This window comes from Streptococcus mitis (assembly GCF_902159415.1).
In the GTDB taxonomy this organism is placed as follows: Bacteria; Bacillota; Bacilli; order Lactobacillales; family Streptococcaceae; genus Streptococcus; species Streptococcus mitis_BG.
The window spans coordinates 25,174-39,567 of the sequence record NZ_CABGJU010000003.1; the positions used below are offsets into that span (position 1 = coordinate 25,174).

A 14,394-nucleotide genomic window follows, 5' to 3' on the forward strand; every position below is an offset into this window, starting at 1 on the left:
ATGAATAAACCCATTATTTTAACAGGAGATCGTCCAACGGGGAAATTACATATTGGGCACTACGTTGGGAGTTTAAAAAACCGTGTTTTGTTACAAGAAGAAAATAAATATGACATGTTTGTCTTTTTAGCTGACCAACAAGCCTTAACAGACCACGCAAAAGATCCACAAACAATTGTAGAGTCTATTGGGAATGTGGCCTTGGACTATCTTGCAGTGGGATTAGATCCGAAGAAGTCAACCATTTTTATTCAAAGTCAAATACCAGAGCTGGCAGAACTTTCTATGTATTATATGAATTTGGTTTCTTTGGCTCGTTTGGAACGAAACCCAACCGTCAAGACTGAAATTGCTCAGAAAGGTTTTGGAGAAAGTATCCCAACAGGATTTTTGGTTTATCCGGTTGCTCAAGCTGCTGATATTACTGCCTTTAAAGCAAACTTTGTTCCTGTAGGAACAGACCAAAAACCAATGATTGAGCAGACTCGTGAAATTGTGCGTTCTTTCAACCATGCCTATAACTGTGATGTTTTAGTAGAACCAGAAGGAATTTACCCTGAGCACGAAGGTGCGGGACGTTTACCAGGTCTTGATGGTAATGCTAAAATGTCGAAATCACTTAATAATGGAATTTACTTATCCGATGATGCAGATACTTTGCGTAAAAAAGTAATGAGTATGTATACAGACCCAGACCATATCCGTGTTGAGGATCCAGGTAAGATTGAGGGTAATATGGTTTTCCATTACTTGGACGTATTTGGTCGACCTGAGGATGCACAAGAAATTGCTGAAATGAAGGAACATTATCAACGTGGAGGTCTTGGTGATGTTAAGACCAAACGTTATCTACTTGAAATCCTAGAACGTGAACTTGGTCCAATCCGTGAACGTCGCCTAGAATATGCTAAAGATATGGGTGAGGTTTATAATATGCTCCAAAAAGGTAGTGAAAAAGCTCGAGAAGTTGCTGGGCAAACACTATCAGAAGTAAAAGCTGCAATGGGTCTAAATTACTTTCACTAATGGATAAAATATGAACTATAAAACTATTTCTTCTTTAAAATAAGAGGGATAGTTTTTTATTTATTCTCTTATAAATTTAATTGACAAATTTTCATAGAATGGTATGATAGATACAATACAAAAAGCGTTTAGCTCAATAAAGAAAGAAAAGAGGAAACTTCAATGTCTAATTGGGACACTAAATTTTTGAAAAAGGGTTTTACCTTTGATGATGTATTGCTAATTCCAGCAGAGAGTCATGTGTTGCCTAATGATGCGGATTTAACAACAAAATTGGCAGATAATTTGACTTTAAATATCCCAATTATTACAGCTGCAATGGACACTGTAACAGAAAGCCAAATGGCCATTGCAATTGCGCGTGCAGGTGGACTTGGAGTTATCCATAAAAACATGTCCATTGAGCAACAAGCTGACGAAGTTCGTAAGGTAAAACGTTCTGAAAATGGTGTTATCATTGATCCATTCTTCTTGACTCCTGAACATACAATCGCTGAAGCAGATGAACTCATGGGCCGTTACCGTATCAGTGGTGTCCCAGTGGTTGAAACTCTAGAAAACCGTAAGTTAGTTGGTATTTTGACCAACCGAGATCTGCGTTTCATTTCTGACTACAACCAACCAATTTCAAAACACATGACTAGTGAAAACCTAGTTACTGCTCCGGTTGGTACAGATTTAAAAACTGCTGAGAGTATTCTTCAAGAACACCGTATTGAAAAACTACCTCTAGTTGATGAAGAAGGTCGTCTTTCAGGTTTGATTACCATTAAAGACATCGAGAAAGTAATTGAGTTCCCAAATGCGGCAAAAGATGAATTCGGTCGTCTTCTAGTTGCTGGTGCGGTAGGTGTTACTTCTGACACATTTGAACGTGCAGAAGCCCTCTTTGAAGCAGGAGCTGATGCTATTGTTATCGATACTGCCCATGGTCACTCAGCGGGTGTACTTCGTAAAATCGCTGAAATCCGTGCGCATTTCCCAGACCGTACACTGATTGCGGGGAACATCGCTACTGCTGAAGGTGCGCGTGCTCTTTATGACGCAGGGGTTGATGTTGTTAAAGTTGGTATTGGTCCAGGTTCAATCTGTACAACTCGTGTAATTGCAGGTGTTGGTGTACCACAGGTAACAGCTATTTACGATGCAGCAGCAGTTGCACGTGAATATGGAAAAACCATCATTGCTGACGGTGGAATCAAGTATTCTGGGGATATTGTTAAAGCTCTTGCTGCTGGTGGAAATGCAGTTATGCTTGGTTCAATGTTTGCAGGAACTGATGAAGCTCCAGGAGAAACTGAAATTTATCAGGGACGTAAATTCAAGACTTACCGAGGTATGGGCTCAATTGCAGCTATGAAAAAAGGTTCTAGTGACCGTTACTTCCAAGGTTCTATAAATGAAGCAAACAAACTAGTTCCAGAAGGAATTGAAGGTCGCGTTGCTTATAAAGGTGCAGCGGCTGATATTGTTTTCCAAATGGTTGGTGGTATTCGTTCTGGTATGGGTTACTGTGGTGCTGCTAACTTAAAAGAATTACATGACAATGCTCAGTTTATCGAAATGTCAGGTGCTGGTCTCAAAGAAAGTCATCCACACGATGTGCAAATCACTAATGAAGCACCAAACTATTCAATGTAAAAAAATCTCCTGTTAAACAGGAGATTTTTTGATTTTACAAAGATGTAAATTTCAATTTACAGTTAATTGACCATTATCTACTGTAAAGACGCTCAAGTTATCAGGTAAGTTTTGAAGATGCTCTAAACTAGTAGTTGTAATGAAGGTTTGGATATTATGAGATATAGTTTCTAACAATTTAAGTTGACGATTATTGTCAAGTTCGCTCATGACATCGTCAAGTAATAAAATAGGAGATTCTTGAGTGATACTTTCCATTAATTCTATTTCAGCGAGTTTAATAGAGAGAACAAGACTACGATGTTGTCCCTGGCTACCGAAACTTGCTTCCATTCCATTAATTAAGAAAATCATGTCATCTCTATGAGGACCAACCCCAGTATTCTTTTTAAAGATATCCCTTGATCTACTTTTCTTCAAACTTGATTTAAAACTGTCAACTAAGTTTACCTTGTCAATAAAGTTTACAGATGATTGATAGTTGATTGACAACTCTTCTAGCTGGTCTGATATTTCAAAATGTTTTTTTCGACCAAATGATTCAAGCTTTTTGACAAAGTCTAAGCGATGAAGCATTACGCGACAACCATATTCTACTAATTGATCATCAAGAACTGATAGAAAAGTTTCATCAATGTTTTGTGTTGATTTTAAATAAGTATTTCTCTGTTTAAGTACATGATTATAACTTGACAGGTCTGACAAGTATATAGGTTTGATTTGACCCAATTCCATATCTATGAACCTACGCCTGATTGCTGGAGCTCCTTTAACAAGCTGTAAATCTTCAGGTGCAAATAAGACAACATTCATATGTCCGATATAATCAGAAAGACGAGCTTGTTTTAAGTGATTCACTTTAGTGATGCGTCCTTTTGGAGTTAAGTCAATTTCAAGTGGTACGGATGTAGTCTTTTTTTGTAGGATTCCAGATACCTTAAGATTTTCTTCTTTGAATTGGATGAGATTTTTATCTGAATTGGTTCGGTGACTACGTGTCAGGGATAGGAAGTAAATACTTTCAAGAAGATTCGTTTTTCCTTGAGCATTTCGACCAACAAAAACGTTTAATTTAGGGTTGAAATCTATTTCGATATTATGGTAATTTCTAAATTGTTTGATGGATAAGTTTTTGAGCCACATACTTATCTACCTGGGAAACGTGGAGCAGTTTTATTTTGGGGTGAGTTAGTCTTTTTAGTTTTGACCTTCTTGTTCATTTCTTTTACAAGTTTAGCTACACGTTCTTTCTCAAGTTTTTCTTGTTTATACTCTTCTTGTTCATCTATGCTAGGTTGGACTAGACTGATGTGAAGTTTCATTTGGGGAATATTGATGGTATCTCCAATTCGTATTTTTTTCCCTCTGCGATTTTCTAATTCTCCGTTAAAATAAACGATATTTTCAGCTAAAAAAGATTTGATAGCCCCGCCACTTTGTATAATACCAAGCTCTTTCAAAAGTGCTTGGAGAGTGATAAATTTTTCAAATAATTTGTATTCCATAAGTACACCTCAATCTTTGGTATTATATCATATTTTACTATAAATAACAGAGAGTGACCTTTGATAAATTGAAATCGAATTTTATTGAAAAAGAAATAAAGAGAATAAGAAAATTTTCCTGTTTCGTGGTATAATAGAACTCTATGTATAAGGAGGTAAAATATGGAGTTGGTTCCAGGAATTGCAGTGCATTTTATCCAATCTAAACAATTTAAAACTAATAAAATAACTGTGCGTTTCACAGCTCCGTTGTCTCTTGAAACAATTTCAAGTCGTATGTTAATTGCAAGCATGCTTGAAACTGCCAATAAGTCTTTTCCAACTGCTCAACTTTTTAGAAAACATTTAGCAGGTTTGTATGGGACAGATTTATCTACTCATGCATACAGGAGAGGACAAAGTCATCTTGTAGATGTAAGTTTTACTTATGTAAGGGATGAATTTTTAAGTAAGAAAAACGTCTTGACTTCTCAAATTTTAGATCTACTAAGTGAGGTTCTATTTTCTCCTTTGACAGATGATGAAGGATTTGAAAAAAATACATTTGAGATTGAGAAGAAGCAGGTTTTAGCTAGATTAGAGTCAGAATTTGAAGATCCATTTTTCTTTGCTCACAAAGAACTCGATCATTTATATTTTGAAGATCCTTCTATGCAATTAGTTCCTGAGGATTTGATTACCAGAATCTCAGAAGAATCTCCAAACACGTGTTTTACTAGCTTTCAAAAAATGCTCAAAGAAGATCGAATCGATATTTTTTTCTTAGGGGATTTTAATGAAATTGAGATTTTAGAATATATAAAGCAAACTCCCTTTACAGCTCGTCAACGAACTGTAAATATTCAGTACCAGCAACCTTATTCAAACGTGATAAAAGAGAATTTTGCTCGAAAAAGTTTAGGACAATCAATCATAGAAATGGGTTATCATTGTTCTGTAGGGTATGGAGACGAACGTCAGATGGCTATGATTGTTATCAATGGCTTACTGGGAGCTTTTCCTCATTCTAAATTATTTTCGGTGATTCGAGAAAAAGAGGCTCTAGCTTATACTATATCTAGCCATATAGATTTTTTTAGTGGATGTTTACGTTTATATGCTGGAATTGATCGTAGCAATCGAAACAGAGTAAGAAAATTGATGAATCAACAATTGCATGATATCAAAAATGGGAAATTTACAGATATAGAGATTAATCAAACAAAAAAAATGATTAAGAGATCTTTGATGTTGGCTCAAGACAATCAAGATTCAATTATAGACCGCAGCTATTTGCGTCATTATTTTGGAAAAATAGCTTTGGATATCCCTACCATGCTTGAAAAACTAGAATTGGTCGGAAAAAATGAGATTTGTGAGGCTGCAAATAATTTAAAATTACAGGCCATTTACTTTATGGAAGGAGTAGAATGACAAAAGTTGAGTTTAACAAAAAATACTACCCTGCTATTAAGGAGACACTATATCAAGTAAGATTAGAAAATGGATTGACAGTTTCTTTGCTGCCTAAAACGGATTACAGAGAAATTTACGGTGTTGTAAATGTTCAAATCGGTTCAATTGACACCAAGTTGACAGCGTTTGGTAAAGACTCTAAAACATATCCGCAAGGAGTTGCGCATTTTTTAGAGCATAAATTATTTGAAAGAGAAAATACGGAAGACATTATGGCGGCTTTTACAATGTTGGGAGCTGAAAGTAACGCTTTTACAAGCTTTACAAATACAAGTTATTTATTTTCTACTACGGATCATGTTATTGAGTGTTTAGAATTGTTCAAGGAGCTTGTAACTGAAATTAATATATCTGAAGAATCTGTTGAACGTGAGAAAGATATTATTCAGCAAGAAAGAGAAATGTATTTAGATGATCCAGACTCTTGTTTATTATTTAGAACCTTGGCAAATCTTTATCCAGAAACACCTTTAGTAGCTGATATAGTTGGCACGAAAATGTCTATTCAAGACATTTCGGTCAGTGATTTAGAGGAAAATTTCAGCTTATTTTACACGCCTGTAAATACTAATATCTTTCTGGTAGGTAATTTTGATCTTGAAATTTTGAAAGAATATTTTCTTCAAAACTATATAACTAGTAAAAAAGTAGAAAAGATTGTTAAAAACAAGATTGCTTTACACCCTGTAAATAAGATTGACAGTACTCGAATGGATGTTACTTCTCCAAAATTAGCAATTGGGCTACGTAGCAATTTAGATTTTGACAATAAAGATTGTTATCGTTATAGTATCTTGTTGAGAGCTCTATTTACAATGATGTTTGGCTGGACTTCACAAAGGTACCAAAATTTATATGAAACTGGTAAGATCGATTCGTCTTTATCTTTAGAAATTGAAATTAATAAACGTTTTAACTTCCTAATGTTAACTATGGAAACAAAGGAACCTCTTGCCCTTTCTCATCTTTTTCGTAAAGCTATTCAGGAATTTGAAAGAGATAATGATATCTCAGAGGATCATTTAGATTTAGTTAAAAGTGAATTATATGGGGAATTTATTCATAATTTAAACTCTTTAGATTTTATTGCGACTCAGTATCAACCTTCTAAAGAGGGTTCAACCCTATTTGATTTACCTAAAATTATACAAGAAATGACTTTGGAAGATGTTCTTGAGGTTGGGCATCATTTTATTGATAATAGTGATATGGTAGATTTTACAATTTTACCATTATAGTAAACAATAAGAATATACTTGAAAGTAGGAGTGTTAAGTATGAGAAAAAAAACGATTGGTGAAGTCTTGCGGTTAGCTAGAATTAGCCAAGGATTAAGTTTAGAGGAATTGCAAAGAAAGACTGATATTCAACTAGACTTGTTAGAAGCGTTGGAAACAGATAATTTTGATAAATTACCAAATCTTTTTTATACGCGATCATTTTTAAGGAAATATGCTTGGGCTGTAGAACTTGACGAAAATATTATTCTAGACGCCTACGATTCAGGCAACATGATTACTTATGAAGAAGTCGATGTTGATGAGATTGAACTTTCAGGACGTAGACGCTCAAATCGAAAAAAACAATCCTTCCTTCCCCTGTTCTATTTCCTTCTATTTTCCTTATCGATTATAGCTTTTGTGTCTTATTATGTATGGAATTACATTCAGACACAACCAATAAACACATCTGAAGCTAGTTACAGTGTTGTTACTACAACTACAAGTGATTCTACCACTGAAGTGACAAGTAATAGCCAATCTACTACTGAAACAAGTGTTGCTAAAACGTCTGCAGTGACTATTTCTGGAGAAGGTGATACAATCTCAGTAGTATATAAAACTTCTAAAGAAACTGCCGAGCTTCAACTTTCTGTAAAAGACACTCAAAGTTGGGTGAGTGTTTCGGATACTGATTTGGCAGGAGGTGTTACTCTAGCTCCAGGTAACCAAACAGCCACAACTACAATTTCTAAAAAAACTCCTGTAACAATTACTCTAGGCGTTGTCAAAGGCGTGAAAATCAAGATCGATAACCAAGAAATAGATACATCAAAATTAACCGGACAGACAGGATGGATAAATTTGACTATTAGTCCAAATTAAGAAAGGTAAACATGAAAAAAGAGAATATCCCTAACATACTAACGATAGGTAGAATTTTATTTATACCCATTTTTGTTCTTTTTCTATCATTTGGTGAGTTTCCTTTATTACATGGAGTAGCAGCAATTATTTTTTCCCTCGCGAGTATCACGGATTATTTAGATGGGTATTTGGCTAGAAAATGGGGAGTCGTTAGCAATTTTGGTAAGTTTGCAGATCCTATGGCTGATAAATTATTGGTGATGTCTGCATTTATCATGTTGGTTGGCCTAAATATGGCTCCTGCTTGGGTTGTTGCCATTATTATTTGTCGAGAGCTTGCAGTTACAGGACTACGATTACTGTTGGTCGAGACAGGTGGGACTGTTCTTGCTGCTGCAATGCCTGGTAAAATTAAGACATTTAGTCAGATGTTTGCAATTATTTTCTTATTATTCCATTGGAATTTTCTAGGACAACTGATGCTGTATATAGCACTATTTTTTACTATCTATTCGGGGTATGACTACTTCAAAGGAAGTGCCTATTTATTTAAAGGAACCTTTCGTTAAAAATGAAAAACATTATTGAAATTAAAGATTTAGCTTTTCGTTACCAAATGAACCAAGAGCATTATGATGTTAATCATGTATCGTTTCACGTGAAACGTGGAGAGTGGCTGTCTATTGTTGGTCATAATGGAAGCGGTAAATCGACAACAGTTCGCTTGATAGATGGCTTGCTTGAGGCTGAGTCAGGAGAAATTTGGATAGACGGGGATCTTTTAACTCCCGAAAATGTCTGGGAAAAGAGACGTAAAATTGGAATGGTTTTTCAAAATCCGGACAACCAATTTGTTGGAGCCACTGTGGAAGACGATGTTGCTTTTGGCTTGGAAAATCAAGGAATTTCGCTGGACCAAATGCAAAAACGAGTAACAGAGGCGCTTTCCTTGGTAGGAATGGAAGAATTTCATAAAAAAGAACCTGCGCGTTTGTCTGGTGGGCAAAAACAAAGAGTAGCGATTGCTGGTGTAGTAGCTTTGCGCCCTGATATTTTGATTTTAGATGAATCAACAAGTATGCTTGATCCAGAGGGGCGATTGGAACTAATCAAAATCGTCCAAGAAATTCGAAAAGATCATCAAATGACTGTTATTTCTATTACTCATGATTTGGAAGAAGTTGCCATGAGCGATCGTGTTCTGGTTATGAAAAAGGGTCAAGTCGAATCAACAAGTAGCCCTAGAGAATTATTTTCTCGAAGTGATATAGACAAAATTGGGTTAGATCAACCGTTTGTGAACCAATTGAGACAGTCATTACGTGAGAGTGGCTTGAATCTACCTGATTTATACATGACTGAAGATGAGCTAGAGGAGGCGTTATGGGAATTACTCTAGAAAATGTTAGTTATATTTATCAAAATGGAACGCCGTTTGCCTCTACAGCTCTATCTGATGTTAGTTTAACAATCAAGGATGGTTCTTACACTGCTCTGATTGGACATACAGGGAGTGGGAAGTCGACAATACTACAATTACTGAACGGTTTGTTAGTTCCAACAGATGGAAAAGTTCGTGTCTTTGATACGCTTATTACCCCCACTTCGGTAAATAAAGAAATTCGCCAAATTCGTAAGCAAGTTGGCTTAGTTTTTCAGTTTGCTGAAAACCAAATTTTTGAAGAGACTGTTCTCAAAGATGTGGCCTTTGGGCCTCAAAATTTTGGAGTTTCTAGAGAAGAAGCAGAGACTATTGCGCGTGAAAAATTAGCCTTGGTCGGAATTGATGAATCCCTCTTTGAACGTAGTCCTTTTGAATTATCAGGTGGACAGATGAGACGTGTAGCAATTGCTGGAATTTTGGCTATGGAGCCTAGAATCTTAGTATTAGATGAACCAACAGCGGGATTGGATCCGATTGGCAGAAAAGAGTTGATGAACTTGTTTAAAAAACTCCATCAAGATGGAATAACAATCGTCTTGGTGACACATCTTATGGATGATGTGGCAGAATATGCTGATCAAGTTTATGTGATGGAAAAAGGAAGATTAGTCAAAAGTGGAGAACCAAGCTTTGTTTTTCAAGATATTGATTTTATGGAGAAAATACAGTTGGGTGTTCCAAAAATTACAAGATTTGCACAAAAATTAATTAAAAGAGGCGCTACTTTTAAGCAATTACCTATAACGATAGAAGAATTCAAGGAGTTCATAAATGGATAATATGATTTTAGGTAGATACATACCTGGGGACTCGATTATTCATCGTATGGATCCTCGAAGTAAGTTATTGGCAATGTTTTTACTGATTGTTATAAGTTTTTGGGCTAACAATCTTATTACGAATTTGCTTCTGTTTGTTGTTACTGGTATTTTTATTAGTTTATCAGGAGTACCTTTGTCCTTTTTTATAAAAGGATTGCGTTCAATGTTCTTTCTAATAGCTTTTACAACTATTTTCCAGCTATTCTTCATATCGGGTGGTCAGGTATTATGGGAGATTGGTTTTATTAAAATTACGAGTCATGGAATTGAACAAGCAGGAATAATCTTTTGTAGATTTGTATTGATTATCTTTTTCTCAACTTTACTAACCTTGACTACTATGCCGTTAAGCTTGGCAACAGCTGTTGAATCCTTGTTAAGTCCTTTGAAGAGATTCAAAGTTCCAGTTCATGAGATAGGGCTTATGCTGTCAATGAGTTTGCGTTTTGTACCAACCTTGATGGATGATACTATTAGAATCATGAATGCTCAAAAGGCGCGTGGAGTTGACTTTGGTGAAGGAAGCATTATTCAAAAGGTAAAAGCAATGATTCCTATTTTGATTCCATTGTTTGCGACCAGTTTGAAACGTGCGGATTCTCTAGCGACTGCTATGGAGGCTAGAGGCTATCAAGGTGGTGTTGGAAGAAGTCAATATCGACAATTAAGTTGGATGAGAAAAGATAGTATTGCCCTCATTTTGATAAGTCTATTGGGGATATTATTATTTATATTAAAATCCTGAAGTAAAGTAAAAAATATAAGGTAGATGTATGAATCGTTTTAAAAAATCAAAGTATATCATCGTCCTATTTGCCGTAGCGATAATTGTTGGAGTTTTTTTAGTAACAACAAAATCGAGTACATTTGTGACAAAAGCCAGTGATGGTCTTTCTCTTATTGACCGAATGGTGGAAAAACCATTTCAGTGGTTATCTTCTGTAAAATCTGATTTAGGCCACTTAACTAGAACCTACAATGAAAATGAGACTCTCAAAAGCGAATTCTATCGTATGAAAAAAGAGTCTAATGAATCAGAAAGTCTAAAAGAAGAGAATGAACAACTACGCCAATTGTTAGAAATGAAGTCAAAATTAAACGTTACCAAGTTGATTGCTTCGGATGTGATTATGAGAACACCTGCTACTTGGAAGCAAGAATTGACAGTTGATTCAGGTTCTTCAAAAGGTGTTACTAGTAATATGCTTGTTGTAGCTGGCGGCGGGCTTATTGGTAGTGTTGAAAAGGTTGAAGAGCATTCAACCATCGTCAATTTGTTAACAAATGCTGAGAACACTGATAAAATTTCAGTAAAAATTCAGCATGAATCTAGTAGCATTTATGGAATTATTATTGGCTATGATAAGGGAAAAGAGCTACTTAAGATTAGCCAGCTAAATAGTAGTGGCGATATCAGTCAAGGAGACAAGGTGACGACCAGTGGTTTAGGAAACTTTAATGCAGCAGACATTCCTGTTGGGGAAGTAGTTTCTGTGACTCATAGTAGCGATTATCTGACAAGAGAAGTTATGGTTAAGCTTTATGCTGACTCGATGAATGTGAAGGTTGTAGAGCTAGTGGGGAATCCATCATGAGACAGTTGAAACAGATAGGAATGTTTATCCTCTTGCCCCTTATTTTGTTAATAGATAGCCATTTAGGACAATTTGTAAATAGTTTTTTTCCTCATTTTCATATTATTAGTCACTTTATTTTTATATTCCTATTATTTGAGACGATTGAAGTCTCTGAGTATTTATTTTTGGCCTATTGCTTGGTTCTAGGTGTCATATACGATATTTATTTCTTTCATTTAATAGGATTAGCAAGCCTTCTTTTTATTATTGTTGGTGCTATTGTTTATAAAAATAATTCTGTCATATTGGTAAATAGATGGACTAGAATGTTAGCAATACTAGTGATGACTTTCTTATTTGAATTTGGTGGCTTTATGCTTGCGCAGGCTATTGGATTAACATCTGAAAGCCTAACATTTTTTATAATCTATAGTTTGGTGCCAACCATGATCTTAAATTTTATTTGGATGTTAGTTTTTCAGTTTGTTTTTGAAAAAATATATCTATAATAAAGAAATAAAACTGTAATAAAGGCGTAATATTTATTAAGCCTTTTTTTGATATACTAGTAATGTCTTAAAAGAAGGAGTATATACCAATATGAAGAAAAAAATCTTAGCGTCACTTTTATTAAGTACAGTATTAGTTTCACAAGGAGCAATCCTTTCGACAGTAAAAGCTGACAATACAGACGATAAAATTGCTGCTCAAGATAGTAAAATTAGTTCTTTGACAGCGCAACAAGCAGAAGCTCAAAAGCAAGTTGATCAGATCCAAGAGCAAGTTTCAGCAATTCAAACTGAACAAGAGAAATTACAAGCTGAAAATGAAACTCTACAAGCAGAATCTAAGCAACTTGAAGGAGAAATTACTGAGTTATCAAAAAACATCGTAGCTCGTAATGCTTCTCTTGAGAACCAAGCTCGTAGCGCACAAACTAATGGAACTGCTACAAGTTATATCAACACAATTATCAACTCAAACTCAATCACAGAAGCTATTTCTCGTGTTGCTGCAATGAGTGAAATTGTATCTGCTAACAACAAAATGTTGGAACAACAAAAAGAAGATAAAAAAGCTATTGCTGAAAAACAAGTGGCAAACAACGAAGCTATTAATACAGTTATTGCTAACCAACAAACACTTGCTGACGATGCTCAAGTTTTGACAACTAAACAAGCAGAATTAAAAGTTGCTGAATTGAACCTTGCAGCTGAGAAAGCTACAGCTGAGGGCGAAAAAGCTAGTTTGTTAGAGAAAAAAGCAGCGGCAGAAGCAGAAGCAAAAGCAGCAGCTGAGGCAGAAGCAGCTTATAAAGCTCAACAAGCTAGTCAACGTCAATCTGTAGTTGCATCTGCTAACACTACACTAGTAGCACAAGTACAAGCTACAGCAGCATCTTATTCTGCATCATCTGAGGCAGAAGCGCCAACACCAACGCCTGTCGCAACACCTGCACCAGCAAGACAACGTCCTACTTACAGCACCAATGCTTCAAGCTATCCTGTTGGAGAATGTACATGGGGAGCTAAAACATTAGCGCCTTGGGCTGGAGACTACTGGGGTAATGGTGGACAGTGGGCTGCAAGTGCAGCAGCTGCCGGCTTCCGTACAGGTTCTACACCGCAAGTAGGAGCTATCGCTTGTTGGAATGATGGTGGTTATGGACACGTTGCAGTCGTTACAGCTGTTGAGTCTTCATCACGTATCCAAGTATCGGAATCAAACTATGGTGGAAACCGTACAATCGGAAATCACCGTGGATGGTTCAATCCAGGTGGAGTAACATACATCTATCCAAACTAAAAAATGCTGAGACTCGTATTGAGTCTCTTTTTATTTTTTGTTTAGTTAGGATAGCAGTTTTTAATAGAAAATAATTTAAAATAACTTGAAAAATACGATAAACTATGGTAAAATGAAACTTGTCGTGTAAACGATAATACTCATTCTTGATGAATTGTGAAACTGTTGCCCTCGGGTCGTTTTGCAAGCTGAAATCGAGAAGAGGAAAAAACAAAAAAGGAGAAATACTCATGGCAGTAATTTCAATGAAACAACTTCTTGAGGCTGGTGTACACTTCGGTCACCAAACTCGTCGCTGGAACCCTAAGATGGCTAAGTACATCTTCACAGAGCGTAACGGAATCCACGTTATCGACTTACAACAAACTGTAAAATACGCTGACCAAGCATACGATTTTATGCGTGATGCTGCAGCTAACGATGCAGTTGTATTGTTCGTTGGTACTAAGAAACAAGCCGCTGATGCAGTTGCTGAAGAAGCTGTTCGTGCAGGACAATACTTCATCAACCACCGTTGGTTGGGTGGAACTCTTACAAACTGGGGAACAATCCAAAAACGTATCGCTCGCTTGAAAGAAATCAAACGTATGGAAGAAGATGGAACTTTCGAAGTTCTTCCTAAGAAAGAAGTTGCACTTCTTAACAAACAACGTGCACGTCTTGAAAAATTCTTGGGTGGTATCGAAGACATGCCTCGCATTCCAGATGTAATGTACGTAGTTGACCCACATAAAGAGCAAATCGCTGTTAAAGAAGCTAAAAAATTGGGTATCCCAGTTGTAGCGATGGTTGACACAAACACTGATCCAGATGATATCGATGTAATCATCCCAGCTAACGATGACGCTATCCGCGCAGTTAAGTTGATCACTGCTAAATTGGCAGACGCTATCATCGAAGGTCGCCAAGGTGAAGATGCTGTAGCAGCAGTTGAAGCAGAATTTGCAGCTTCAGAAGCTCAAGCAGACTCAATCAAAGAAATCGTTGAAGTTGTTGAAGGCGACAACGCTTAATTCATATCAATAGTAATTA

15 protein-coding genes are annotated in these 14,394 nt (G+C 36.1%); 13 read left to right on the forward strand and 2 right to left on the reverse strand.

The features are described from left to right. Positions 1–1,026 carry a tryptophan--tRNA ligase gene (gene trpS, locus FN031_RS07770; RefSeq protein WP_075565212.1) on the forward strand — a complete coding sequence of 342 codons (1,026 nt, stop codon included), beginning with the start codon at positions 1–3 and terminating at the stop codon, positions 1,024–1,026. Between the two features lie 162 nt (positions 1,027–1,188). Then, on the forward strand, positions 1,189–2,667 hold the full coding sequence (gene guaB / locus FN031_RS07775) for an IMP dehydrogenase (protein ID WP_142559147.1): 1,479 nt from the start codon (positions 1,189–1,191) through the stop codon (positions 2,665–2,667). A gap of 51 nt (positions 2,668–2,718) precedes the next feature. On the opposite strand, the gene recF is transcribed toward guaB, so the two are convergent. Together recF and yaaA are read right to left on the reverse strand one after the other, a co-directional pair. Then, a complete protein-coding gene (gene recF / locus FN031_RS07780) occupies positions 2,719–3,810 on the reverse strand; it encodes a DNA replication/repair protein RecF (protein ID WP_142559149.1) in 1,092 nt (363 codons plus the stop codon). A 2-nt stretch (positions 3,811–3,812) separates the two neighbouring features. Next, entirely contained in the window at positions 3,813–4,172 is a 360-nt protein-coding gene (gene yaaA / locus FN031_RS07785) for a S4 domain-containing protein YaaA (protein WP_142559152.1), read from the reverse strand. A gap of 162 nt (positions 4,173–4,334) precedes the next feature. On the opposite strand from yaaA, the gene yfmF reads away from it, so the two are divergent. From yfmF to rpsB, 11 genes are all read left to right on the forward strand, one after another. Continuing rightward, positions 4,335–5,585: an EF-P 5-aminopentanol modification-associated protein YfmF gene (gene yfmF / locus FN031_RS07790; RefSeq protein ID WP_142559154.1), complete on the forward strand. Its 1,251-nt coding sequence runs from the start codon at positions 4,335–4,337 to the stop codon at positions 5,583–5,585. Continuing rightward, complete coding sequence (gene yfmH / locus FN031_RS07795; protein WP_142559156.1) at positions 5,582–6,865, forward strand: EF-P 5-aminopentanol modification-associated protein YfmH; 1,284 nt, start codon at positions 5,582–5,584, stop codon at positions 6,863–6,865. The genes yfmF and yfmH overlap by 4 nt, the downstream gene beginning before the upstream one ends. Before the next feature lie 39 nt (positions 6,866–6,904). Next, positions 6,905–7,732 (forward strand): cytoskeleton protein RodZ, encoded by an 828-nt coding sequence (rodZ, locus tag FN031_RS07800; protein ID WP_142559157.1) that lies wholly within the window; start codon positions 6,905–6,907, stop codon positions 7,730–7,732. Between the two features lie 11 nt (positions 7,733–7,743). Beyond that, complete coding sequence (gene pgsA, locus FN031_RS07805) at positions 7,744–8,283, forward strand: CDP-diacylglycerol--glycerol-3-phosphate 3-phosphatidyltransferase (protein WP_142559159.1); 540 nt, start codon at positions 7,744–7,746, stop codon at positions 8,281–8,283. A 2-nt stretch (positions 8,284–8,285) separates the two neighbouring features. Next, positions 8,286–9,113, forward strand: coding sequence for an energy-coupling factor ABC transporter ATP-binding protein (locus FN031_RS07810; RefSeq protein ID WP_142559161.1), 828 nt, complete (start codon positions 8,286–8,288; stop codon positions 9,111–9,113). Then, positions 9,098–9,937 (forward strand): energy-coupling factor transporter ATPase, encoded by an 840-nt coding sequence (locus FN031_RS07815; protein ID WP_142559163.1) that lies wholly within the window; start codon positions 9,098–9,100, stop codon positions 9,935–9,937. Before FN031_RS07810 ends, FN031_RS07815 begins: the two co-directional genes overlap by 16 nt. After that, the gene (locus FN031_RS07820) at positions 9,930–10,724 is read left to right on the forward strand and encodes an energy-coupling factor transporter transmembrane component T family protein (protein WP_142559165.1); all 795 of its coding nucleotides are present in this window, start codon (positions 9,930–9,932) and stop codon (positions 10,722–10,724) included. The genes FN031_RS07815 and FN031_RS07820 overlap by 8 nt, the downstream gene beginning before the upstream one ends. Positions 10,725–10,752: 28 nt before the next feature. Further along, positions 10,753–11,574 (forward strand): rod shape-determining protein MreC, encoded by an 822-nt coding sequence (gene mreC, locus FN031_RS07825; RefSeq protein ID WP_142559167.1) that lies wholly within the window; start codon positions 10,753–10,755, stop codon positions 11,572–11,574. After that, positions 11,571–12,065: a rod shape-determining protein MreD gene (mreD, locus tag FN031_RS07830; RefSeq protein ID WP_142559170.1), complete on the forward strand. Its 495-nt coding sequence runs from the start codon at positions 11,571–11,573 to the stop codon at positions 12,063–12,065. The genes mreC and mreD overlap by 4 nt, the downstream gene beginning before the upstream one ends. 91 nt (positions 12,066–12,156) lie before the next feature. After that, entirely contained in the window at positions 12,157–13,362 is a 1,206-nt protein-coding gene (pcsB, locus tag FN031_RS07835) for a peptidoglycan hydrolase PcsB (RefSeq protein WP_142559172.1), read from the forward strand. Between the two features lie 230 nt (positions 13,363–13,592). Beyond that, positions 13,593–14,375, forward strand: a complete 783-nt coding sequence (rpsB, locus tag FN031_RS07840; protein ID WP_142559174.1) for a 30S ribosomal protein S2 — start codon at positions 13,593–13,595, stop codon at positions 14,373–14,375. Positions 14,376–14,394 lie beyond the last annotated feature (19 nt).

What these genes read in the sequence shown, in the direction of transcription:
- pcsB (WP_142559172.1), top strand. Translation starts at nt 12,157, where the DNA reads ATGAAGAAAAAAATCTTAGCGTCACTTTTATTAAGTACAGTATTAGTT.
- FN031_RS07810 (WP_142559161.1), top strand. Translation starts at nt 8,286, where the DNA reads ATGAAAAACATTATTGAAATTAAAGATTTAGCTTTTCGTTACCAAATG.
- recF (WP_142559149.1), bottom strand. Translation starts at nt 3,810, where the DNA reads ATGTGGCTCAAAAACTTATCCATCAAACAATTTAGAAATTACCATAAT.
- yfmH (WP_142559156.1), top strand. Translation starts at nt 5,582, where the DNA reads ATGACAAAAGTTGAGTTTAACAAAAAATACTACCCTGCTATTAAGGAG.
- trpS (WP_075565212.1), top strand. Translation starts at nt 1, where the DNA reads ATGAATAAACCCATTATTTTAACAGGAGATCGTCCAACGGGGAAATTA.
- yfmF (WP_142559154.1), top strand. Translation starts at nt 4,335, where the DNA reads ATGGAGTTGGTTCCAGGAATTGCAGTGCATTTTATCCAATCTAAACAA.
- mreC (WP_142559167.1), top strand. Translation starts at nt 10,753, where the DNA reads ATGAATCGTTTTAAAAAATCAAAGTATATCATCGTCCTATTTGCCGTA.
- rodZ (WP_142559157.1), top strand. Translation starts at nt 6,905, where the DNA reads ATGAGAAAAAAAACGATTGGTGAAGTCTTGCGGTTAGCTAGAATTAGC.
- rpsB (WP_142559174.1), top strand. Translation starts at nt 13,593, where the DNA reads ATGGCAGTAATTTCAATGAAACAACTTCTTGAGGCTGGTGTACACTTC.
- guaB (WP_142559147.1), top strand. Translation starts at nt 1,189, where the DNA reads ATGTCTAATTGGGACACTAAATTTTTGAAAAAGGGTTTTACCTTTGAT.
- FN031_RS07815 (WP_142559163.1), top strand. Translation starts at nt 9,098, where the DNA reads ATGGGAATTACTCTAGAAAATGTTAGTTATATTTATCAAAATGGAACG.
- pgsA (WP_142559159.1), top strand. Translation starts at nt 7,744, where the DNA reads ATGAAAAAAGAGAATATCCCTAACATACTAACGATAGGTAGAATTTTA.
- mreD (WP_142559170.1), top strand. Translation starts at nt 11,571, where the DNA reads ATGAGACAGTTGAAACAGATAGGAATGTTTATCCTCTTGCCCCTTATT.
- FN031_RS07820 (WP_142559165.1), top strand. Translation starts at nt 9,930, where the DNA reads ATGGATAATATGATTTTAGGTAGATACATACCTGGGGACTCGATTATT.
- yaaA (WP_142559152.1), bottom strand. Translation starts at nt 4,172, where the DNA reads ATGGAATACAAATTATTTGAAAAATTTATCACTCTCCAAGCACTTTTG.